The 20,988-nt window shown below is 71.5% G+C and carries 21 protein-coding genes and 1 pseudogene; 9 read left to right on the top strand and 13 right to left on the bottom strand.

Translation table 11 applies throughout. The features are described from left to right. Positions 1-37: 37 nt before the first annotated feature. Positions 38-796: a hypothetical protein gene (locus IEZ19_RS10245; RefSeq protein ID WP_189310801.1), complete on the bottom strand. Its 759-nt coding sequence runs from the start codon at positions 794-796 to the stop codon at positions 38-40. Between the two features lie 242 nt (positions 797-1,038). Between IEZ19_RS10245 and IEZ19_RS10240 the strand changes: the two genes are divergently transcribed. Genes IEZ19_RS10240 through IEZ19_RS10230 form a run of 3 tightly spaced genes read left to right on the top strand, consistent with a single transcriptional unit; the run spans position 1,039 to position 4,094 of the window. Then, the gene (locus tag IEZ19_RS10240; protein WP_189310800.1) at positions 1,039-2,322 is read left to right on the top strand and encodes a magnesium transporter MgtE N-terminal domain-containing protein; all 1,284 of its coding nucleotides are present in this window, start codon (positions 1,039-1,041) and stop codon (positions 2,320-2,322) included. Further along, on the top strand, positions 2,312-2,917 hold the full coding sequence (locus tag IEZ19_RS10235) for a DUF1003 domain-containing protein (RefSeq protein WP_189310799.1): 606 nt from the start codon (positions 2,312-2,314) through the stop codon (positions 2,915-2,917). Before IEZ19_RS10240 ends, IEZ19_RS10235 begins: the two co-directional genes overlap by 11 nt. 43 nt (positions 2,918-2,960) lie before the next feature. Then, a complete protein-coding gene (locus IEZ19_RS10230) occupies positions 2,961-4,094 on the top strand; it encodes an Mrp/NBP35 family ATP-binding protein (RefSeq protein WP_189310798.1) in 1,134 nt (377 codons plus the stop codon). A 163-nt stretch (positions 4,095-4,257) separates the two neighbouring features. Here the strand turns inward: IEZ19_RS10230 and IEZ19_RS10225 are convergent, their stop codons facing one another. From IEZ19_RS10225 to sigE, 5 genes are all read right to left on the bottom strand, one after another. Next, the gene (locus IEZ19_RS10225; protein ID WP_189310797.1) at positions 4,258-4,929 is read right to left on the bottom strand and encodes a hypothetical protein; all 672 of its coding nucleotides are present in this window, start codon (positions 4,927-4,929) and stop codon (positions 4,258-4,260) included. A 260-nt stretch (positions 4,930-5,189) separates the two neighbouring features. Next, positions 5,190-5,633, bottom strand: a complete 444-nt coding sequence (locus tag IEZ19_RS10220) for a sec-independent translocase (protein ID WP_189310796.1) — start codon at positions 5,631-5,633, stop codon at positions 5,190-5,192. Between the two features lie 142 nt (positions 5,634-5,775). After that, positions 5,776-7,623 (bottom strand): S1C family serine protease, encoded by a 1,848-nt coding sequence (locus IEZ19_RS10215; protein WP_189310954.1) that lies wholly within the window; start codon positions 7,621-7,623, stop codon positions 5,776-5,778. A gap of 221 nt (positions 7,624-7,844) precedes the next feature. Further along, entirely contained in the window at positions 7,845-8,804 is a 960-nt protein-coding gene (locus tag IEZ19_RS10210; RefSeq protein WP_189310795.1) for an anti-sigma factor family protein, read from the bottom strand. Then, positions 8,801-9,520, bottom strand: coding sequence for an RNA polymerase sigma factor SigE (gene sigE / locus IEZ19_RS10205; protein WP_189310953.1), 720 nt, complete (start codon positions 9,518-9,520; stop codon positions 8,801-8,803). The genes IEZ19_RS10210 and sigE overlap by 4 nt, the downstream gene beginning before the upstream one ends. 233 nt (positions 9,521-9,753) lie before the next feature. Here sigE and IEZ19_RS10200 point away from each other — a divergent pair, with 233 nt between their 5' ends. Continuing rightward, on the top strand, positions 9,754-10,452 hold the full coding sequence (locus IEZ19_RS10200; protein WP_308428945.1) for an O-methyltransferase: 699 nt from the start codon (positions 9,754-9,756) through the stop codon (positions 10,450-10,452). 105 nt (positions 10,453-10,557) lie between these two features. Here IEZ19_RS10200 and IEZ19_RS10195 read toward each other — a convergent pair whose 3' ends face one another. Then, entirely contained in the window at positions 10,558-10,725 is a 168-nt protein-coding gene (locus tag IEZ19_RS10195) for a DUF3117 domain-containing protein (protein ID WP_018544333.1), read from the bottom strand. A gap of 376 nt (positions 10,726-11,101) precedes the next feature. Here IEZ19_RS10195 and chcB point away from each other — a divergent pair, with 376 nt between their 5' ends. Beyond that, positions 11,102-11,905, top strand: a complete 804-nt coding sequence (gene chcB, locus IEZ19_RS10190) for a 2-cyclohexenylcarbonyl CoA isomerase (protein ID WP_189310794.1) — start codon at positions 11,102-11,104, stop codon at positions 11,903-11,905. Positions 11,906-11,972: 67 nt separating this feature from the next. Here the strand turns inward: chcB and IEZ19_RS10185 are convergent, their stop codons facing one another. Then, positions 11,973-12,569 carry a DNA-3-methyladenine glycosylase I gene (locus IEZ19_RS10185; protein WP_189310793.1) on the bottom strand — a complete coding sequence of 199 codons (597 nt, stop codon included), beginning with the start codon at positions 12,567-12,569 and terminating at the stop codon, positions 11,973-11,975. Further along, a complete protein-coding gene (locus IEZ19_RS10180; RefSeq protein WP_189310792.1) occupies positions 12,566-12,943 on the bottom strand; it encodes a DivIVA domain-containing protein in 378 nt (125 codons plus the stop codon). The genes IEZ19_RS10185 and IEZ19_RS10180 overlap by 4 nt, the downstream gene beginning before the upstream one ends. A gap of 176 nt (positions 12,944-13,119) precedes the next feature. On the opposite strand from IEZ19_RS10180, the gene folP reads away from it, so the two are divergent. Beyond that, on the top strand, positions 13,120-13,980 hold the full coding sequence (gene folP / locus IEZ19_RS10175) for a dihydropteroate synthase (RefSeq protein ID WP_189310791.1): 861 nt from the start codon (positions 13,120-13,122) through the stop codon (positions 13,978-13,980). A gap of 193 nt (positions 13,981-14,173) precedes the next feature. Here folP and IEZ19_RS10170 read toward each other — a convergent pair whose 3' ends face one another. Further along, on the bottom strand, positions 14,174-14,932 hold the full coding sequence (locus IEZ19_RS10170) for an LOG family protein (protein WP_189310790.1): 759 nt from the start codon (positions 14,930-14,932) through the stop codon (positions 14,174-14,176). Between the two features lie 131 nt (positions 14,933-15,063). Then, positions 15,064-16,143: a succinyl-diaminopimelate desuccinylase gene (gene dapE, locus IEZ19_RS10165; RefSeq protein ID WP_189310789.1), complete on the bottom strand. Its 1,080-nt coding sequence runs from the start codon at positions 16,141-16,143 to the stop codon at positions 15,064-15,066. 94 nt (positions 16,144-16,237) lie between these two features. On the opposite strand from dapE, the gene IEZ19_RS10160 reads away from it, so the two are divergent. Then, entirely contained in the window at positions 16,238-17,254 is a 1,017-nt protein-coding gene (locus tag IEZ19_RS10160) for a VldE C-terminal domain-containing protein (protein ID WP_189310788.1), read from the top strand. Positions 17,255-17,589: 335 nt separating this feature from the next. Further along, a complete protein-coding gene (locus IEZ19_RS10155) occupies positions 17,590-17,967 on the top strand; it encodes an ATP-binding protein (RefSeq protein ID WP_189310787.1) in 378 nt (125 codons plus the stop codon). Between the two features lie 217 nt (positions 17,968-18,184). On the opposite strand, the gene IEZ19_RS10150 is transcribed toward IEZ19_RS10155, so the two are convergent. Beyond that, positions 18,185-19,324, bottom strand: a complete 1,140-nt coding sequence (locus tag IEZ19_RS10150) for a bifunctional succinyldiaminopimelate transaminase/glutamate-prephenate aminotransferase (RefSeq protein ID WP_189310786.1) — start codon at positions 19,322-19,324, stop codon at positions 18,185-18,187. A gap of 116 nt (positions 19,325-19,440) precedes the next feature. Next, entirely contained in the window at positions 19,441-19,761 is a 321-nt protein-coding gene (fdxA, locus tag IEZ19_RS10145; RefSeq protein WP_189310785.1) for a ferredoxin, read from the bottom strand. A gap of 140 nt (positions 19,762-19,901) precedes the next feature. On the opposite strand from fdxA, the pseudogene IEZ19_RS10140 reads away from it, so the two are divergent. Continuing rightward, positions 19,902-20,903: pseudogene (locus tag IEZ19_RS10140) on the top strand (GNAT family N-acetyltransferase); the annotation flags it as partial. Positions 20,904-20,988: the final 85 nt, after the last annotated feature.

Below are 20,988 nucleotides of genomic sequence, written 5' to 3'. Positions count from 1 at the left end.
CGGGATCGGGGGGCCGGTGTTCTGAAGCAGCCCCGCCCTACGACGTCGGCAACTGCCGGCCGTAGTCCACCGTCTCGGTCTTCGGAGGTTCCTTCAGGGCGAAGCCCTTGCCCCAGTCCGAGAAACTGAGCGTTCCCGCGTTGCCGGCTCGTTCCAGGCGGAGTGGGTACGGCTTGCCCTGCAGGGAGACGTCGAGCGTGCCGCCGGAGCCGTTGTCGCCGGTGATGCGGATCGTGCGGGTGCCCGACTGCTTGTGGTGACCGGCCGTCGCCAGCTTGCCGTGCAGCGTCAGCAGGCCGTCGAGGAGCACGTCCTTGTCGGTGAAGCCGCTGAACTTCTTGTACGAGGGGTCGCCCTGCGGCACCTTCACGTACTTGCCGCCCAGCTTGTCCGCGGCCGCCGTCTCCGGATGCTTGTCGTCGCCGTCATCGGTGTGGCTCCAGAAGCCCGCGTCGGCCTTCAGGAACAGCTGCTCACCGATCCGCAGCAGCCGGAACGTCGCCCCCTTCGAGGTGACCGACCCCGTCCCGCCGTCGTCCTTGAGCTGCATGTCGAGCGTGTACGTACGCCCGCTGGTGACCACGGTCCCCGACAGCCGTACCGTCCCGGCCGACTCCGCCGCCGCACGCGTCATCGACTGGATCTTCCCGGCCGGCAGTTTGCCCACACCGTTGGTACCCGCGTCCGGGTCCTCGTCACTGCACCCCGCGAGCGTCGCCGTTCCCGTCACGACCAGTGCGCACGTCGCGGTGAGCAGCGCGGCGCGGCGGGTTCGGCCCCGGGGAATCGCAGTCACAGATGGGCCGCCTTTCTGACGGATCCTGAGCGGCGTACGGCAGCGTACCGGGGTCGCGGACCAACAGCGGAGCCAGTCCGTCCGGACCGCTCACCAGGGCGTACCCGATGGGGACGGGCTAGCCTGAAGCCCACGGAGCGGGCAATTCGGAATCGTGATCGGGAAAGGCCCGAAAGGAACGCGATCAGCAGCAGTCTTGTCTGAAAAGACCATGCGAAGGACCACGCGAAGGAAGCACAGCCATGGCAGCGGGCGCCCCCCGGATCTTCGTCTCGCACCTCGCCGCTGTCCCCGTCTTCGATCCGAACGGCGACCAAGTGGGCCGGGTGCGGGACCTGGTCGTGATGCTGCGTGTCGGCCGCCGTCCCCCGCGGCTGCTCGGCCTCGTCGTCGAACTGTCCACCCGGCGCCGCATCTTCCTGCCCATGACCCGGGTGACCGGCGTGGACTCGGGCCAGGTCATCACCACCGGCGTCCTCAACGTCCGCCGCTTCGAGCAGCGGCCCACCGAGCGGCTCGTCTTCGGGGAACTGCTGGACCGGCGGGTCAAGCTCGTCGAGACCGGCGAGGAGGTCACCGTCCTGGATCTTTCGGTGCAGCAGTTGCCGGCCCGGCGGGACTGGGAGGTCGACCGGGTCTTCGTGCGAAGGGGCAGGAAGGGCGGCGCGTTCCGGCGCGCCAAGGGTGAGACGCTGACCGTCGAGTGGTCGGCCGTGACCGGGTTCTCCCTGGAGGAGCACGGGCAGGGCGCCGAGAACCTGCTCGCCACCTTCGAGCAGTTGCGCCCCGCCGACCTCGCCAACGTCCTGCACCACCTCTCCGCCAAACGCCGCGCCGAGGTCGCCGCCGCCCTCGACGACGACCGCCTCGCCGACGTACTGGAGGAGCTGCCGGAGGACGACCAGATCGAGATCCTCGGCAAGCTGAAGGAGGAGCGCGCGGCGGACGTCCTGGAGGCCATGGACCCGGACGACGCGGCCGACCTGCTCGCCGAACTCCCCGAGGCGGACAAGGAGCGGCTGCTGAACCTGATGAAGCCGGACGACGCGGCCGACATGCGCCGTCTGATGTCGTACGAGGAGCACACCGCCGGCGGACTCATGACCACCGAGCCGATCGTGCTGCGGCCGGACGCCACCGTCGCCGACGCCCTCGCCCGCGTCCGCAACCCCGACCTGTCCCCCGCCCTCGCCGCCCAGGTCTACGTCTGCCGCCCGCCCGACGAGACGCCCACCGGCAAGTACCTCGGCACAGTGCACTTCCAGCGCCTGCTGCGCGATCCGCCGTACACGCTGGTCAGTTCGCTCGTCGACGACGACCTGCAGACCCTCGCGCCGAGCGCCGCACTGCCCGTCATCGCCGGGTTCTTCGCCACGTACGACATGGTCGCCGCACCGGTCGTGGACGAGTCGGGTTCGCTGCTGGGCGCGGTCACCGTGGACGACGTACTGGACCACATGCTGCCCGAGGACTGGCGGGAGACGGAGTTCCATCTGGACGAGGAGGCGACCGCGGATGGCGCCTGAGCGCGAGGGCACCGCCCGTGAGCGCACCCCGGCCGGAGCGACGGCCGCCGGCCGGCCGCGCGCCCCGCGGCTGGACCAGCCGCGCCCGCCGCGGCGCAGGCTGCTGCCCGAGTGGGACCCGGAGGCCTTCGGGCGGCTGTCGGAGAAGATCGCGCGCTTCCTGGGCACCGGACGCTTCATCGTCTGGATGACGGTCGTCATCATCATCTGGGTGCTGTGGAACGTGGCGGCGCCGGTGTTCCTGCGCTTCGACCAGTACCCGTTCATCTTCCTGACCCTGATGCTGTCGCTCCAGGCGTCCTACGCGGCCCCGCTGATCCTGCTCGCACAGAACCGGCAGGACGACCGCGACCGCGTCAACCTCGAGCAGGACCGCAAGCAGAACGAACGGTCCATCGCCGACACCGAGTATCTGACCCGTGAGGTCGCCGCGCTGCGCACGGGCCTGGGCGAGGTGGCGACCCGTGACTGGATGCGCTCCGAGTTCCAGGACCTGCTCAAGGACTTCGACGACCGGCGGCGCCACGACGGACATATCCCATTTCCGGCAGAGCGGGCGGAACGGTCGCAGGGGCGTGACGTAGAAGACCGGTGACGGGCTTTCCGAGGCCCGGGCGGTGCGCCGTACCATCGTCCTTATGGCTACGGAAGACGCGGTGCGCGAGGCACTGGCGACGGTGAACGACCCCGAGATCAACCGACCCATCACCGAACTCGGGATGGTCAAATCGGTGGAGATCGGCGCGGACGGAGCGGTCTCGGTCACCGTGTACCTGACGGTCTCCGGCTGCCCGATGCGCGAGACCATCACGCAGCGGGTGACCGACGCGGTCTCCCGGGTCGACGGCGTGACCGGCGTCGACGTCGCGCTCGACGTGATGAGCGACGAACAGCGCAAGGAGCTGGCGAACGCCCTGCGCGGCGGCCAGGCCGAGCGCGAGGTCCCCTTCGCCAAGCCCGGCAGCCTCACCCGCGTGTACGCGGTCGCCTCCGGCAAGGGCGGCGTCGGCAAGTCCTCGGTGACGGTGAACCTGGCGGCGGCGATGGCGGCCGACGGCCTCAAGGTCGGTGTCGTCGACGCCGACATCTACGGCCACAGCGTGCCGCGCATGCTGGGCGCCGACGGGCGTCCCACCCAGGTCGAGAACATGATCATGCCGCCGTCGGCGCACGGCGTGAAGGTCATCTCGATCGGCATGTTCACGCCGGGCAACGCCCCGGTCGTCTGGCGCGGCCCGATGCTCCACCGCGCGCTCCAGCAGTTCCTGGCGGACGTGTACTGGGGCGACCTGGACGTCCTCCTCCTCGACCTCCCGCCCGGCACCGGCGACATCGCGATCTCCGTGGCCCAGCTGGTCCCGAACGCCGAGATCCTGGTCGTGACGACGCCTCAGCAGGCGGCGGCCGAGGTCGCCGAGCGCGCCGGCTCGATCGCCGTCCAGACGCACCAGAAGATCGTCGGCGTCGTCGAGAACATGTCGGGCCTGCCCTGTCCGCACTGCGGCGAGATGGTCGACGTCTTCGGCACGGGCGGCGGCCAGGTGGTCGCCGACGGCCTGACCCGCACGACGGGTACCACGGTCCCGGTCCTCGGCAGCATCCCGATCGACGTCCGCCTCCGCGAGGGCGGCGACGAGGGCAAGCCGGTGGTCCTGACCGACCCGGACTCCCCGGCGGGCACGGCCCTGCGAGGCATCGCGGGCAAGCTGGGCGGCCGGCAGAGGGGCCTGGCAGGCCTTTCGCTGGGGATCACGCCCCGGAACAAGTTCTAACGGGGCAAAAGGGACTCAAGGGGAGCGCCCCGTAAGGGGCGCGGGGCTGTGTCGATGTGCGGCTCCGCCGCGCGGGCGCGACCAGCCGCAACGGAACCCGCACCCGCGAACACGCACAGGTCCCTACGGCGAAGGGGCGCCAAGAACACCGGCGCCCCTTTTCTCATGCGTACGCGGCAACGTCCTTGATCACGGCGAACCCAAGACCATACGCGCTCATCCCCCGACCGTACGACCCCACATGCACGCCCTCCCCGGTGGTACCGGCAAGAACCCACCCGAACTCGGACTCCCGGTAGTGGAACGGCGCCGGAACCCCGTCCACGGGCAGCGACAACGTCGACCACTCCGGCCCGGACAGATCGTCGGCCAACGCCCACGCCGTCTCCGTCTGCTGCTCCAGCCAGTCGTCCCGCAGGCTGTGGTCCATGTGTCCGGGCCAGGTGAAGGACAGCAGTCCGACACCGGCCAGCCAGGCCGCCGAGGACACCGACGTGGCCTCCAGGAGGCCCGTGCCGTCCGCACTCCGCCGTACGGGGTTCGCCGCGACGGTCACCACGACGGCGAACTTCTCCCGGTCGTTCGCGGCGGCGGCCGCGACGTACTCGTTGCGTACGGAGGGTTCGTCGCCGTGCCCGATCGAACCGTGCTCGACGGCGCCGTCCGCCGCCGTACCGACCTGCATCAGCCACCGCGGCCCCGTGAAGGCCTCGTCGAGGCCGTACCACGGGAAGTCCGCCAGCAGGTAGCCGTCGACCGTGCGCCGGGCGAAGGGGGCCTGCTGTCCGCCCTCCGCGGCCGGCGCCTGCGCGACTGCCCGACTTGTCGTCTCCATGTGCCCGGACGCCTCCTCGCTCTCGTCGGATCGGGCGGCCCGCCCCCCTTCGGGCGTACTCGTCCGGTCCGCACAACGACTCGGCAGCATAACCACACACCTTCGGGCTGCTGGGAATCCGCCTGGTACGTGTGGGCGTACGGACGGCCGGTTCCGGTGGCACCTGGGGCGCACGTCGTATGAAACGCGTCACGTCCCGGCGCGGGGGCGCGCCGGGACGTGCAGTTCAGGGGCGTGAGCCGCCCGGGAGATACGCGGACTCAGGTGGCGTCGGCGTCGAAAGGCGGGCGCTCGTCCTTGCCGGGGTCCTCGGGCTTCTTGGTCATGTCGATTCGGCCACCCGAGGAAGAGGACGACGAAGAGGACGACGAGGCCTCGTTGTCGCGGCTGTGGACCGCGTCCGTGACCTCGGCCATCTCCTTCTTCAGGTCGAAGCCGTTGCGGATCTCCTTCAGCCCCAGCTCGTCGTTGTCCAACTGCTTGCGGATGAACGTCTTGGGGTTGAGGTCCTCGAACTCGAAGTCCTTGAACTCCGGGCCCAGTTCCTCACGGATGTCGTTCTTGGCGCTCTCCGAGAACTCACGGATCTTCCGGATCGTGCGCATCACGTCCTGGATGACCTTCGGGAGCTTGTCCGGACCGAAGACGAGCACGGCCAGCACGACGATCGTCACCAGCTCAAGCGGTCCTATGTCATTGAACACCTGAAGCTCCTTGCGATGTCCTCGGTCCTCGGCCCTCGGTGGTTTCCGGTGCGGGTGTTTCCGTGGTCCGGGCCGGGTCCACGGTACCCGGCGTACCTGTCCGACCGGTACTGTCCCGAGGTGAGGTTTCCGTCAGATCGGGTCAGTTCCGGTCGGACGAGCCGAGAACGAGTGAGACCCGCCGCTCCTTGCCGTCGCGCTCGACGGTCAGGGCGAGCCGGTCGCCGGGGCGGTGGGCGCGTGTCTTGACGATCAGTTCCTCGCCCGAGTGGACGCGCAGTCCGTCGACCTCGGTGATGACGTCGCCGGGCTCGAGTCCGGCGCGGGCGCCGGGGCCGCCCGGGGTGACCGCAGGTCCGCCGTCGCCGCCCTCGGTGCCGATGCGGGCGCCGTCGTCGGCGTAGCCCATGTCGAGGGTCACCCCGATCACCGGATGGGTCGCCTTCCCCTTGTTGATCAGCTCCTCGGCGACGCGTTTGGCCTGGTTGACGGGGATGGCGAAGCCGAGTCCAATGGAACCGGCCTGCCCGTCCTCGGTGTCGGAGCCGTCGTCGGCGGAGCGGATGGCGGAGTTGATGCCGACGACACGGGCCTTGGCGTCGAGCAGCGGGCCGCCGGAGTTGCCGGGGTTGATGGGGGCATCGGTCTGCAACGCGTCCACGTACGACACGTCGCTGCCGTCCCCGCTCCCGCCGCCGGCCGTGATGGGCCGTTCCTTGGCGCTGATGATGCCGGAGGTGACGGTGTTGGCGAGGTCGAAGGGGGCGCCGATCGCCACGACGGGGTCGCCCACCTGCACGTTGTCGGAGTTGCCGAGGGGCAGGGGCCTGAGCCCGTGCACACCGCGGACCCGGACGACGGCGAGGTCGTACCCGCTGTCCCGGCCGACCACCTCGGCCTTGGCGGTGTCGCCGCTGCTGAAGGTCACGGTTATCCCGCCATTCGCGCCCGCCGGCTCGACCACGTGGTTGTTGGTAAGGATGTGGCCGCGGGTGTCGAGGACGAATCCGGTACCGGTGCCCTGCTCGCTGCTGCCGGTCACATGCAGGGTGACGACGCCGGGCAGCGCGCGGGCGGCGATCCCGGCCACGCTGTCGGCGGGCCGGTCGGTGGGCTCCTTACCGGCCTGCGGCAGCTGTACGTCCCGCACACCCCCGTTCCGCTCGAGATAGGCCCCCGCTACCCCACCGACACCGCCGGACACGAGAGCGACGACCAGAGCACCACCGAGGACCACTTTCCAGCCCCTCCGCCGCCGCTGCCGCACGCTGAGAACCGGCACGCCGGTCTGCTGGAGAGGGGCCGGGGCGGCCCAGGGGTCGTAGCGGCGCCAGGGGTCGGGGCCGGGGTGGGGGGTGACTGCGCTGGCCGGGTCGGGGTCGGGGGGTGGGAACGGGGCGGCAGATTCGGGGCCGGCGGGTGGGAGCGCGGCGACGGAGCCGGGGTCGGCGGGTGGGGCCGGGGTGGCCGCGGGGCCGGGCACCGTGGGCGTGTGTGCGACGTCCTCGGGTGCCGCGGGTGTGGGTACGGCTGTGAAGGGCGGCTTCGGCTGCGGCGGCACGGGGGTCTGCTGAACCGGAGCGGAAGCCACCGGTGCGGGGTATTGCCCGGCCGGGGCGGAGGGCCCCGGTGCCGGGATCGTCGTCCCGTGCGCCGGGGTGGACGCCGGGTGCTGCACCGGTGGAGCGGGCGCCCAGGGACCGGGGTCGCCGTAGGGCGGGGTGCTGTAGGGATCGGGGTCGTGCAGGGGTTTGGGGCGGTCTGCCGACGCGACGGGGTCCGCCGGCGGGACGACGGGAACGGAGACGTCGGCCTCGGGAATGGACTCATGGGCCACAGGAGCAGGCGTGTCGGCCAGGGGCTCGGAAGCCGGTTCGGTCAGCTCGAAATCCCCGTCGTGACCGCCGCCGGAAGCTTCCCGGACCGACACGGGCCGAGCCAGCTCGAAGTCACCCTCGTCACCACGGGCCCCACCACCCGACCCCCGCATCGCACCCTCCGGCCCCGAACCCGGCACCCGCTCACCGTCCGAACCCTCGGTCGGGGCAAGCGCGGCGTCACGGTTGGCCTCGTTCATGCTCTCCCCACGGCCGGCCGCGGTCCCGCGTGTCGGCTGGGCCACGGATGTCTCCTGCGCGCCCCGGATCTCCGCCGTGGGCACGGCACTTCACAGGATTCAACCAGGTTCGTGGGCCGTCGCGCAGGGACCGGTCAGGGAGCCGGGTGGGAGGCGGAGGAAGCGGAGGGGGTGGAGGTCGTGTCGGGGACGGGTGCGGCGAGCAGACCGGGCGTGGCGGGCTGGGGAGTCGTGGTCCACGCGGTCAGGGCGATCGGCGGGTTCGTGTCGAGCGGCCGTATCAGGGGCGATACGGCGGCCGCACCGGCCATCAGTGGCGCGGTCAGCCTGTGCACGGCCTCCTGGCCCGGCGCACCGGCCGGCGCCGGTACTCCGGGCAGCAGCGGCGCGGACACCGAGGTCGGTGCCGCTGGTGTCGCGCCGAGCACCGTGCCCTGCACGAGGAGCGGTCCGACGGCGCGCCGGCGCTGCGTCTCGGTCGCCCCGCCTGAGCCCGCCGTACGCGCCGGGGTGACATTGCTGCCCGCGCCCGAGCCGCCACGGGCGTCGGCGGCGGAATCACCGGGGATGCCCGTGGTCACGCCGCCCAGCGCGACCGCGGCCAGTGACACCGCCCCCGCCGCGACGAACGCGAACCGCATCCCGCGCGAGGCGCCCCGGTCGGCGGAAGGGTGGCCGACGGGGTGGATGCGGAAGCCGCGGTCCACGGACGTGCCGTGCGGGCGGACGGGCACGTAACCGAACTCGAAACGGTCCTGCGAGGGCACGTCGAAGACGCCTTCCTCGGCGGACCCGCCGAGGAAGGCTCCTCCGCCCAGCGGTGAGCCCGCGTCGGGGTCACCTCCCCCGGGGAGCCCCTGGAGGCGGGCCAGGAAGCTCTCGGAGGGGGGCGGGGGTGCCGCCTCCGCGAAGACGTTCTTCAGTCGGCGCTGGGCGTCCGCCTCGGCCTTGCACTTGGCACAGGTGGCCAGGTGGGCCAGGACGCGCTCACGCGACTCATGACCGAGCTCCCCGTCCACCAGGGCGGAGAGCCGGTCTCCCAGATGCTGCTCTGCGAGGTGTCCCCCCGCAGCTTTCGGCCATGATCCACTCACGCGGTCGCGCCCCCTCCTCCCAGAGCGGGAACGCGGGCCACGAAGGACCGGCGCTCGGCCGCGCGCGCCTCGGGGGCCCGGTGCGCGAGCGCCTTGCGGAGCTGGGAGCGGCCGCGGTGGATCCGGGAGCGGACCGTGCCGAGCTTCACACCGAGGGTCGCGGCGATCTCCTCGTACGACAGTCCTTCGATGTCGCACAGGACGACCGCCGCCCGGAACTCGGGCGCGAGGGTGTCGAGGGCCTGCTGGACGTCCGCGTCGAAGTGGGCGTCGTTGAAAGCCTGCTGGGGCGTGGGCTCGCGGCTGGGCAGCCGCTCGGCCGCGTCCTCGCCCAGCGCGTCGAAGCGAATGCGCTGCTTGCGCCGGACCATGTCCAGGAAGAGGTTCGTGGTGATGCGGTGCAGCCAGCCCTCGAAGGTGCCCGGCGTGTACGTCGACAGGGAGCGGAAGACCCGGACGAAGACCTCCTGGGTGAGGTCCTCGGCGTCGTGCTGGTTGCCCGTGAGGCGGTAGGCCAGGCGGTAGACCCGGCCGCTGTGCATGCTGACGATCTCCTCCCACGTGGGCGGAGTCCACGCCTGCCCGTCCGCGTCGGTGGCGAAGGTCGCGGTCTGGGCCTCGCCCGCGGCAGGGCTGCCGGCGGCGTGGCTGTGGTCAGCAGCGGTGTCGTTCACGGATTTCGGCCTGCCTGCCGACCCGAGAAAGCGCCGCAGCACTCCTCCCCGATCCACAGGCGCAGCCGCACCTCCCCTGTCGGCTCTGGTGGTGTCCAGTGGAGCCCCTACCATAGCCACCTCGCCCGTTAGCTCCGGATAAGCGGTTTTACGAGAATTTGATCTGGGCTGATACGGCTCGTGCGGCTGCGTCAGCACTTGCTCGGCGTCCTCTTCCATCTCCTACCCCCGTCGCGCCCTCCACCACCGGCTCATCCCTATAAACGCCCGGTCCCATCTGCGGGTTCCCGTGGGCAACGGATACAGTCACGCCGAGGCAACCACGGGGACAGGAGAGGGTCATTACCGGCAACCGGCAGACGAGCTGGGCGTTCGCCGACGCCTTTGTCGCCGAGGACGACGCGCTGCGCTGGGCCCGCGAACGGGCCCGCGAGGCCGGGCTGCGCTCGGTCTCGCCCAGCACGGGCGCCGCCCTGCGGTTGCTGGCCGCCTCGGTGGGCGCGAAGGCGGTCGCCGAGATCGGCACCGGCTGCGGCGTCTCCGGCATGCATCTGCTGGCCGGCATGCGGCCGGACGGGGTGCTGACCACCGTGGACCCCGAGCCGGAGCACCAGCAGTTCGCCCGGCAGGCCTTCCGCGCCTGCGGTTTCGCCAGCAACCGTGCCCGCTTCATCCCGGGCCGCGCCCTGGACGTGCTCCCACGCCTCGCGGACGCGGGCTACGACCTGGTCTTCTGCGACGGCGACCGACTGGAGTACCTCGACTACCTAGCTGAATCGTTGCGCCTGCTGAGGCCCGGCGGCCTGGTGGTCTTCGAGGGCGTCTTCGCCAACGGCCGCACCGTCGACTCGGGGCCCCAGCCCACCGAGGTACTGCGGCTGCGGGAGCTTCTGCGCACGGTGCGGGAGAGCCAGGAGCTGATGCCGTCGCTGCTGCCGGTCGGTGACGGACTGCTGTGCGCGGTCAAGCGCTGACCGGCACGCCCGCGTGTCGTGAGGACCGTACACACTCCCGGAATACGGCTGCCCCGGCACCGCGTACGGTACCGGGGCAGCCGAAAAGACATGGTCGCTTGCGCGTCAGACGACGACCTTCTTGAGGGCGTCGCCGAGCGCTTCGGCCTCGTCAGGGGTCAGCTCGACGACGAGCCGACCGCCGCCTTCGAGCGGAACGCGCATGACGATGCCCCGCCCCTCCTTGGTCACCTCGAGCGGGCCATCGCCCGTCCGCGGCTTCATGGCCGCCATGCTCGTTCCCCTTCCTGAAACCAGCTCATCGTCAAAGCCGACGGCCCTGGAGGGCACGCGCGGCCCGGCATGGGACACGCGACACCGGCATCGAACACATTGCTTCCAAGCCATTATCCCGCATCGCAGGACCCGATGACCAACATCAGTCGGCATCGCTTGGGCAACGCGCGCGAGCAAAACCACTCAATTCGGCGATGTGACTGCGATACTGCGCCACCTCACGGACACCCCACCCAGGCTGATAGGTTCCGAAATTCTTTGACGCAGGTCACACGTCCGGTCCGGCCCTTGGCCGGAGATCTCCGCCATGCTGTGATCGGACGACGACGTACCGTGCGGTTCGCCCGAGCCGCGACACCGGAGGGGATGTGCCATGGCCGACACCGTGCTCTACGAGGTGAGCGACGGGCTCGCGACGATCACGCTGAACCGCCCCGAGGCGATGAACGCGCTGAACATCGCGACGAAGGTCGCCCTTCGCGACGCGGTACGGACCGCCGCCGCCGACGACGCCGTACGGGCCGTGCTGCTGACCGCGGCCGGGGACCGGGCGTTCTGCGTGGGCCAGGACCTCAAGGAGCACATCGGGCTGCTCGCGGCCGACCGGGAGACGGGCTCCGGGCAGACTATGAGCACGGTGCGGGAGCACTACAACCCGATCGTGCGGGCCCTCGCCGGGGCGGCCAAGCCGGTCGTCGCCGCCGTGAACGGGGTCGCGGCCGGGGCCGGCTTCGGCTTCGCGCTCGCGGCCGACTACCGGGTGGTGGCGGACACGGCGGCCTTCAACACCTCGTTCGCGGGTGTCGCCCTGACCGCCGACTCCGGGATCTCCTGGACGCTGCCGCGCGTCGTCGGCCCGGCGCGCGCCGCCGACCTGCTGCTCTTCCCCCGCAGCATCAGCGCGCAGGACGCGTACGAACTGGGCATCGCCAACCGGGTGGTACCCGCGGCCGAGCTGCGGGCCGAGGCCGAGAGGGTCGCGCGCAAGCTCGCCGAGGGGCCGACGGTGGCCTACGCGGCGATCAAGGAGGCGGTCGCCTACGGGCTGACGCATTCCCTGGACGAGACGCTCGACAAGGAGGAGGAGCTCCAGGTGCGGGCGGGACGGTCCGAGGACCACACGATCGCGGTCCAGGCGTTCGTGAACAAGGAGAAGCCGAAGTACCTGGGCCGCTAGTGCTGTGACCGGAAAGGTTCACCGGCTCGCGACCCCCGGCAAACCTTCCCGGCCACAGCACTAGGCGTCAGCTCGCGGTTTTTCTGTTCCGGCTCGCGCAGTCGGCCAGGTGGTCGTCGACCAGACCGCACGCCTGCATCAGCGCGTACGCCGTCGTCGGGCCGACGAAGCGCAGGCCTCGCTTCTTCAGGGCCTTCGACAGGGCCGTCGACTCCGGGGTGACCGCGGGGACGTCGGAGGTGGACTCGGGGGCCGGACGTGTCGCAGGGGCCGGGGCGTGGGACCAGATCAGCTCGTCCAGCTCGCCGGCGGCCCAGCCGGCGAGCACGCGCGCGTTGGCGAGCGTGGCGTCGATCTTCGCGCGGTTGCGGATGATGCCGGGATCGGCGAGGAGGCGGTCGCGGTCGTCGTCGGTGAAGGCCGCCACCTTCTCGATCCGGAAGTCCGCGAAGGCCGTACGGAAGCCCGGGCGGCGGCGCAGGATCGTGATCCACGACAGGCCCGACTGGAACGCCTCCAGGCTGAGCCGCTCGAAGAGGGCGTCGTCGCCGTGGACGGGGCGTCCCCACTCCTCGTCGTGGTACGTCACGTAGTCCTCGGTCGACAGCGCCCACGGGCAGCGCAGCACGCCGTCCGGCCCGGCGATCGCGGCGCCGTCGCTCACTGGTGGTCCTCGGGGTGCGCGGGCTTGTCGAAGCGGTGGCGGGGCGCGGAATGCGGGGTGTGCGCGGCGGCGGCCCGGGCTCCGGCCAGGGCCGACTCCAGGTCGGCGATACGGGCGTCCCGCTCGGCGAGTTCCGCGCCCAGGCGGCCGAGGACGTCGTCCACGTCCGCCATGCGGTAGCCGCGGGCGGCGAGCGGGAAACGCAGGCTCTCCACGTCCGCCTGGCCGAGCGGGCGGTCCGGGGGCAGCTGGTCCCACAGGCGCTCCGGTGCCGCCTCCGGGAGGGGCGCGCTCTCGCCCCCGCCCACCACGGCGAGGGTCACCGCGGCGACCACGACGGCCAGCGCGAGGACCAGGAACAAGAACATGACCATCGCTGGGTGCCCCCTTGTCGGCATTCTTTTCCGGCTCTCGCCTGCAGCGCCTGTGGGGCACCTCGAGCCGGTGTGCTCGCTGTCGAATGTGTATGGGTCCGATCGTGCCATGCGACGCTGACAGTTAGGGTCGCAGGCGGTCGTAAGCCGGAACGCACGAGAAGAGGTCACAGGGGATGCTCAGGCTGGGCAGGCGGGAATTCGGGCCGCACGAGCCGGTGATCATGGCGATCGTGAACCGGACCCCCGACTCCTTCTACGACCAGGGAGCCACGTTCCGTGACGAGCCGGCGCTCGCGCGCGTGGAGCAGGCGGTGGCCGAGGGGGCCGCGATCATCGACATCGGCGGGGTCAAGGCCGGGCCGGGGGACGAGGTCAGCGCGGAGGAGGAGGTGCGGCGGACGGTCGGGTTCGTGGCCGAGGTACGGCGGCGGTTTCCCGACGTGGTGATCAGCGTGGACACGTGGCGAGCCTCGGTCGGCGAGGCCGTGTGCGAGGCCGGGGCGGACCTGCTGAACGACGCGTGGGGCGGGGTGGACCCCGGGCTCGCGGAGGTCGCGGCGCGGTACGGGGTGGGGCTGGTGTGTACGCACGCGGGCGGGGCTCAGCCGCGGACTCGGCCGCATCGGGTGACGTACGACGACGTCATGGCCGACATTCTCCGGGTGACCGTGGGGCTGGCCGAGCGTGCGGTGGCCCTCGGGGTGCCGCGGGAGTCGGTGCTGATCGATCCCGGGCACGACTTCGGGAAGAACACGCGGCACAGTCTGGAGGCGACGCGACGGCTGGACGAGATGGTGGCTACGGGGTGGCCCGTGCTGGTGTCCCTGTCCAACAAGGACTTCGTCGGGGAGACGCTGGACCGGCCGGTGAAGGAGCGTGTGGTGGGGACGCTGGCCACGACCGCGGTGTCGGCGTGGTTGGGGGCGCGGGTGTACCGGGTGCACGAGGTTGCGGAGACCCGGCAGGTGCTGGAGATGGTGGGGGCGATCGCGGGGTGGCGTGAGCCCAGGGTCGCGCGGCGGGGCTTGGCATAGGCCCGGCCCCTGCCCTCGCCCGGCCGACTCGGTGGGCTGGAAGGGTTCCCCGGAGAATCCAGCCCGTCCGGCGCTCGAGGACGAGGCCGTTCAGGCCGACGCGGAGGCTGGGGGCGGCAGCCCCCGGGCGGTGACAACAGTGCCGGGGGCGTCGAAAAGAGGGGCCACAGGGAACCTCGGCCGAAGTCCCGCGCTAGCGGCCCGCCTCCTTGGAGACCAGGGCCACCGCCTCCTCCACGTCGTCCGACACGTGGAAGAGCAGGAGGTCCTTCTCCGCTGCCTTGCCCTGGGCCACCAGGGTGTTCTTGAGCCAGGACACCAGGCCGCCCCAGTACTCGCTGCCGAAGAGGACGATCGGGAAGCGGGTGACCTTCTGGGTCTGGACCAGGGTCAGGGCCTCGAAGAGCTCGTCGAGGGTGCCCAGCCCGCCGGGGAGGACCACGAAGCCCTGGGCGTACTTCACGAACATCATCTTGCGGACGAAGAAGTAGCGGAAGTTCAGGCCGATGTCGACGTAGGGGTTGAGGCCCTGCTCGAAGGGGAGCTCGATGCCCAGGCCGACCGAGACGCCGCCCGCCTCGAGGGCGCCCTTGTTCGCCGCCTCCATGGCGCCGGGGCCACCGCCTGTGATGACCGCCCAGCCGGCCTCGACCAGCCCGCGGCCCAGGCGCACGCCGGCGTCGTACTCCGACGAGTCCACGGGTGTGCGCGCCGAGCCGAACACGCTGATCGCGGGCGGGAGTTCGGCGAGCGTGCCGAAGCCCTCGATGAACTCCGACTGGATGCGCAGCACGCGCCAGGGGTCCGTGTGGACCCAGTCCGACGGGCCGCCCGCGTCCAGCAGCCGCTGGTCCGTCGTGCTCGCCGTCACCTGGCCGCGCCTGCGGAGGACAGGGCCCAGCCGCTGCTCCTCCGGAGGCTGCTTCTTGCCCTCGGGGTTGCCAGTAGGCATGTGCGCTCCCTCCACTTGCAGGACCTTCCGGGTCAGGGTAGATCGACGCCGGTTACGGGCGGGGGACCTGGACATGTCCGCCGTGAAGCGCCCTGTCCCGGCCCCTCGGTCCCGTCAGTTCGTCCAGTCGGTCAGTTCGTCAGCCAAGCGACCAGGCGTTCCTCCGCCGCCAGGATCTTTCGCGTGTCCACCCGCTCGTCCCGCTTGTGCGCCAAGTGCGGGTTTCCGGGGCCGTAGTTGACCGCCGGGATGCCCAGGGACGAGAAGCGGGAGACGTCCGTCCAGCCGTACTTCGGCTGCGGGGTGCCCTCTACCGCCTCGATGAAGGCCGCGGCGGCCGGGTGGGACAGGCCGGGCAGTGCGCCGCCACTGTGGTCGTCGACCACGAAGTCCGTCACACCGCAGTCCGCGAAGACCTCCCTGACGTGGGCGATCGCCTCCTCCTCGGTGCGGTCGGGCGCGTAGCGGAAGTTGACCGTGACCACGCACTCGTCGGGGATGACGTTGCCCGCGACCCCGCCCGAGATGCCGACCGCGTTCAGGCCCTCGCGGTACTCCAGGCCGTCGATCACCGGGTAGCGCGGCTCGTACGCGGCGAGGCGGGCCAGGACGGGGGACGCCGCGTGGATGGCGTTGGAACCCATCCAGCTGCGTGCCGAGTGGGCCCGTTCGCCCTCCGTCTTCAGCAGGACGCGCAGGGTGCCCTGACAGCCGCCCTCGACCTCACCGTCCGAGGGCTCGAGGAGCACCGCGAAGTCGCCCTCCAGCCACTCCGGGTGGGCCTCGGCCACGTGCTTGAGGCCGTTCAGCTCGGCGGCGACCTCCTCGTTGTCGTAGAAGACGAAGGTCAGGTCGCGGGCCGGGGCGGGGACCGTTGCCGCGACGCGCAGTTGGACCGCGACGCCCGACTTCATGTCGCACGTGCCACAGCCCCACAGGACACCGTCGTCGTCCAGGCGCGAGGGGACGTTGTCGGCGATGGGGACGGTGTCGATGTGGCCGGCCAGGATCACCCGCTCCGCACGGCCCAGGTTCGTCCGGGCGATCACGTTGTTGCCGTACCGGTCGACCGTGAGGTGCGGCAGGGCGCGCAGGGCCGTCTCGATGGCGTCCGCGAGCGGCTTCTCGGTGCCGCTCTCCGAGGGGAAGTCGACGAGCTGCGCGGTGAGCGCCGCGGCATCCTGCGTGAGGTCAAGTGTGGTGTCGGCCATGGTCCCGACCCTAACGCGCCACCCGCCCGCACAGGGCCGCAAAAGGCGCCACACCCGCCACTGACGCCCCGGGGGTCTCCAGTACCTTGTACGCGTGCCAGAGCCGTCCCTCACCTCTCCCAAGCGTCGTCGAGGCCGCCTCTTGCGTTTCGGCGCGGCCCTCATGGTCCTGTTCGCCCTCGCGGGCTATCTCGTGGTGCAGTACGTCACCGGAGGTACGGGTGCTCCGGGCTGCAAGGTGGTCTCGGGCAGAGCCGACGGCAAGGCGTACGAGTTCACGCCCGAGCAGGCGGTGAACGCGGCCACGATCGCCGCCGTCGGCACCGGGCGCGGCATGCCGCAGCGGGCCGTGGCCATCGCGCTGGCGACAGCGCTGCAGGAGTCCGGGCTGCGCAACATCGAGCACGGCGACCGGGACTCACTGGGCCTGTTCCAGCAGCGGCCCTCGCAGGGCTGGGGCACCGAGAAGCAGATCATGGACCCGTCGTACGCGGCCGGCATGTTCTACGAGCACCTGGCCAAGGTGCCCGACTACCAGGACCTTCCGCTGACCGTGGCCGCGCAGCGCGTGCAGCGCAGCGGCTACCCGGAGGCGTACGCCAAGCACGAGCCGGACGCCGCCCTGCTGGCCGCCGCGCTGACCGGGCGGACGGCCGCCTCGCTGACCTGCGAGGGGCGTCAGAGGACCGGCACCGGTACGAGCGCCGAGGCCGCGGCCACGGCCACGGGGCCGGACGCCGTACGGGCCGCGCTGGTACGGGACTTCGGCCGCGACGCGCTCCAGGAGGCCGGGGCGGAGGTGGGCTCCGCACGAAGCACGCCGACGCCCACGCCGAGCGTGGCCGCGGAGGCCCAGGGCCGGACGGTGACCGTCCCGGTGCCGGACGGCGCGCAGACGGACGCGGCCGGACGCAGCGAGCGGGAGCGCGGCTGGCAGCTGGCCCACTGGGCGGTGGCCAACTCCACGGCGCTGCACATCCGTCAGGTGGTGTACGCCGGTCGCGAGTGGACCGCCGGGAGCACGGACAGCCGGTGGCGCGGCAGCCGGACGGGAGGCGCGGCCGGTGCGGAGAGGTCGGTCGGGTCCGTCCAGATCGTGACCGGGCAGTAGTACGAGGGATCACTCCGACGGGTTGCGGCGGGTACGCCGGGGTGTCGTGCGTGCAGGTTTTCGCGACGTCACTCCCGTGATCGTGAAAGCCCTTGGAAACACGGGGACGTAAGGGTCCTGCAACTCCTCGGTGCGGCGCTCTTTGTCCGTTTTTATCCACACCCGATAATGCGACGCGTTATCAATTCTTTGCCTTTGGGCTCCGCAACCTTCGGCGGCTTCGAGCGGTAGTCACTGCGTCCGAGCCCGGACGATCAGCGCGTGGGGATCAACCACCGGGCGCGTCAGGACAGTTCAGCAGGACCGTTCATCGTTCTCCCGTCGAATGGAGCATCATGTCCCTCCCCCTGACCCGCCGGATCGCCCGTACCGCGCTGCTCGTCGCAGCGGGAGCGGCTGCCGGGGTCGGCGCGGCCGGCTCCGCCGGCGCGGCGCCGAGCCTCCCGGCCACCCCGAACCTCGGCGGGCTGACCGCCCTGGACACGGCGAGCGTCGGCAACACCGTCGACGGTGCGGCGCAGCACGTCACCGGGGTCGCCGGTACCACCGGTGGCCAGGCGGTCCAGAAGGCGGTGCCGGCGGTCGGCAAGGCCGTGAAGAAGGCGGCGCCCACTGCGCGGCAGGCGGCCGGGTCCGCGGGGGACATCCTCGGGGCCACGGCCGGTTCGGTGACGAAGGGTGGGCTGCCGACGTCGTCCCTGCCGCTCGGCTAGCGCCTGGCTTCGGCCGGTCGCTGCGGGGTCCGGGGGTTTCCTGGACCCCGTCTGCTTGTGTGCTCGCCGTCGGCAGGGCGCCGGGGGCGTTGTCCGGCGCCCGGTGCCGCAGGCCGTGCCCACCCTCCCTGGCGCCCTGCAGAACGACTCGGCACGGCGGGGCGGCCAGGAGGGCAGGAAGCCAGGTAGGTGCTGCTGGTGCTGTGACCGGAAAGGTTCACCGGCTCGCGACGCCCGGCAAACCTTCCCGGCCACAGCACTGGCTCGCCAGGCGCTTGACCGCCGATGCCACCCTCTCGTCCGTTGCCGTCAGCGCCACCCGGACGAAGTTTTCGCCGGCCTTGCCGTAGAAGTCGCCCGGGGCCACCAGGATGCCGTGATCGGCCAGGTGGGCGACCGTCGTCCAGCAGGACTCGTCGCGGGTCGCCCAGAGGTAGAGGCCGGCCTCGCTGTGTTCGATGCGGAAGCCGTGGGCGAGCAGGGCGTCACGCAGGGCCGTGCGGCGGCCCGCGTAGCGCTCGCGCTGTTCGCGCACGTGGGTGTCGTCGGACAGCGCCGCGACGACCGCCGCCTGCGTGGGCGCCGGCGTCATCATGCCGCCGTGCTTGCGGATCTCCAGGAGGGGACCCAGGACCACCGGGTCGCCGGCGAGGAAGGCCGCGCGGTAGCCCGCGAGGTTGGAGCGCTTGGAGAGCGAGTGGACCGCGACGATGCCGTCGTACGAGCCGCCGTTCACGTCCGGGTGGAGGACCGAGACCGGGTCGGCCTCCCAGCCCAGTTCGAGGTAGCACTCGTCGGAGAAGAGCAGGACGTCGTGTTCGCGGGCCCACGCGACCGTCCGCTTCAGCTTCTCCTTGCTCAGCACCTCGCCCGTCGGGTTCGACGGGGAGTTGAGCCAGAGCAGCTTCAGGTTCGTCGGGTCGAGGTCCGTGGGTTCGTCGTAGACCTCGTGGTCCGCGCGGGCCAGGCGGGCGCCGACCTCGTACGTCGGGTAGGCCAGACGCGGGTAGGCGACCCTGTCGCCGGGGCCGAGGCCGAGCTGGGTGGGGAGCCAGGCGACGAGTTCCTTGGAGCCGACGATCGGCAGGACGTGGCGGTGGGTGACCCCGCGGGCGCCGAGGCGGCGCTCGACCCAGCCGGTGATCGCGTCGCGCAGCGCAGGCGTGCCCCAGACCGTCGGATAGCCTGGCGAGTCGGCCGCGTCGATCAGGGCCTTCTGGATCAGGTCGGGGACCGGGTCCACCGGCGTGCCGACGGAGAGGTCGACCATGCCGTCCGGGTGCGCCTGGGCGGTCTCCTTGTACGGTTCCAGTTTGTCCCAGGGAAAGGCGGGCAGGCGGTCGGTGACTGCGGACACGGGAATCTGGCTCACTTTCGTCGGTAACGGCGAACGCCTCGGTCCCGTACGGCGGTGATCGGGGCGATCAGGCCGTACGGGACCGAGGCGGCACGAGTGCGGGTCGCCGGTAGGGGTTACTCGGCCTGCGGCGGCAGCGCGGAGATGACCGGGTGGTCACGCTCGATCAGCCCGAGCTTGCTCGCGCCACCGGGAGAGCCGAGTTCGTCGAAGAACTCGACGTTCGCCTTGTAGTAGTCCTTCCACTCCTCCGGCACGTCGTCCTCGTAGAAGATCGCCTCGACCGGGCAGACCGGCTCACAGGCACCACAGTCGACGCATTCGTCCGGGTGGATGTACAAGGACCGCTGGCCCTCGTAGATGCAGTCGACCGGGCACTCCTCGATGCACGCCTTGTCCTTGACGTCGACACAAGGCTGCGCGATGACGTAGGTCACGCTGTCGTTCCTCCTCGATAGGGCGCTGGCGGGCCTCCGCAGGCTCCGCCGCCTGGCGCGCGGGAGCGCGGCGTCGTCGATGCCCGCCCCTAGTATCTCCGTTCTTGGGCATGATCCGAACAGGAGGGGTGAACAGACCCGTGGAAATCTCTGCGACCGGGCGACTCGAGGTCCGTATCACCGCTGCTGACGTGGGTAAACGAGTCTCTGTACGGTGCTTGAGCCAACCGGGAGCGTCGGTCGAAAAGTTCACCGACACGGTGGGTGTTCTCACATCCTGGGACGACGGTGTGCTGCTGATCACACGGAAGGACGGGAAGACCGTCCGGATTGCGGAGTCCTCGCTGGTGGCGGGCAAGGTTGTACCGGCTGCTCCGGCCCGTCGGCGCGGTCCAGCGGCGACGTACGAGGAACTGGCGCGCGTCACCTCTCGGGGGTGGCGGCCGGTGGAGAGCGAGTGGCTCGGCGAGTGGGAGCTGCGGGCCGCCGACGGGTTCACGCGGCGGGCCAACAGCGTGCTGCCGCTCGGCGACCCGGGGCTTCCGCTCGACGCGGCCCTGGAGGCCGTACGACGCTGGTACGGCGGGCGCGGACTGCCCGCGTACATCCAGACCGCGACCGGCGCGGAGGGCACGCAGGAGCTGCTCTGCGCGGAGCTGGAGCGGCGCGGCTGGGTGCGCGAGGTGACCGCCGAGCTGTGGACGGGCGCCCTGGCGCCGGTCGCGGACCGGGCCGAGGGCAGCGGGGTGGTCCTGTCCCGCACGGCGGACGAGGCATGGTTGGCCAGGTATCAGCGCAAGGGGGTGAGCGAGGTGGCCCTGCGGGTGCTGGGGAGCGGGCCTTCGGTGTGGTTCGCGAGCGTGCCCGGCGCGGACGGGGATGCCCCCGCCGCGATCGGGCGGTGTGTCGTGGACGGACGGTGGGCCGGGTTCGGCGCCGTCGAGGTGGACCCGGCCGTGCGGCGCCGGGGCCTGGCCACGGAGGTGATGGCGGCGCTGGCCCGACGGGCACTGGAGGAGGGCGCCTCGGCGGCGTGGCTCCAGGTCGAGACGGACAACGCGGGGGCGCGGGCGCTGTACGACAGGCTGGGCTTCGCTGCGCATCACGCGTACCACCACTACCGGGAGCCGGATGCCGTCGGGCACCTCGGCGGGGCGGATGCCGCCGGGCACCACCGCAAGCCGCGCACCGTCGGTCACGACGAGCCGGATGCGGCCGGCCACGCCG

It is taken from the genome of Streptomyces brasiliensis (assembly GCF_014647875.1).
Classification (GTDB): domain Bacteria; phylum Actinomycetota; class Actinomycetes; order Streptomycetales; family Streptomycetaceae; genus Streptomyces; species Streptomyces brasiliensis.
This window is presented reverse-complemented; position numbering and strand designations above follow the sequence as displayed.

What these genes read in the sequence shown, in the direction of transcription:
- IEZ19_RS10240 (WP_189310800.1), top strand. Translation starts at nt 1,039, where the DNA reads ATGGCAGCGGGCGCCCCCCGGATCTTCGTCTCGCACCTCGCCGCTGTC.
- IEZ19_RS10225 (WP_189310797.1), bottom strand. Translation starts at nt 4,929, where the DNA reads ATGGAGACGACAAGTCGGGCAGTCGCGCAGGCGCCGGCCGCGGAGGGC.
- IEZ19_RS10235 (WP_189310799.1), top strand. Translation starts at nt 2,312, where the DNA reads ATGGCGCCTGAGCGCGAGGGCACCGCCCGTGAGCGCACCCCGGCCGGA.
- IEZ19_RS10155 (WP_189310787.1), top strand. Translation starts at nt 17,590, where the DNA reads ATGTCCCTCCCCCTGACCCGCCGGATCGCCCGTACCGCGCTGCTCGTC.
- folP (WP_189310791.1), top strand. Translation starts at nt 13,120, where the DNA reads ATGCTCAGGCTGGGCAGGCGGGAATTCGGGCCGCACGAGCCGGTGATC.
- IEZ19_RS10170 (WP_189310790.1), bottom strand. Translation starts at nt 14,932, where the DNA reads ATGCCTACTGGCAACCCCGAGGGCAAGAAGCAGCCTCCGGAGGAGCAG.
- IEZ19_RS10195 (WP_018544333.1), bottom strand. Translation starts at nt 10,725, where the DNA reads ATGGCGGCCATGAAGCCGCGGACGGGCGATGGCCCGCTCGAGGTGACC.
- IEZ19_RS10180 (WP_189310792.1), bottom strand. Translation starts at nt 12,943, where the DNA reads ATGGTCATGTTCTTGTTCCTGGTCCTCGCGCTGGCCGTCGTGGTCGCC.
- IEZ19_RS10215 (WP_189310954.1), bottom strand. Translation starts at nt 7,623, where the DNA reads ATGCGGGGGTCGGGTGGTGGGGCCCGTGGTGACGAGGGTGACTTCGAG.
- IEZ19_RS10230 (WP_189310798.1), top strand. Translation starts at nt 2,961, where the DNA reads ATGGCTACGGAAGACGCGGTGCGCGAGGCACTGGCGACGGTGAACGAC.
- dapE (WP_189310789.1), bottom strand. Translation starts at nt 16,143, where the DNA reads ATGGCCGACACCACACTTGACCTCACGCAGGATGCCGCGGCGCTCACC.
- chcB (WP_189310794.1), top strand. Translation starts at nt 11,102, where the DNA reads ATGGCCGACACCGTGCTCTACGAGGTGAGCGACGGGCTCGCGACGATC.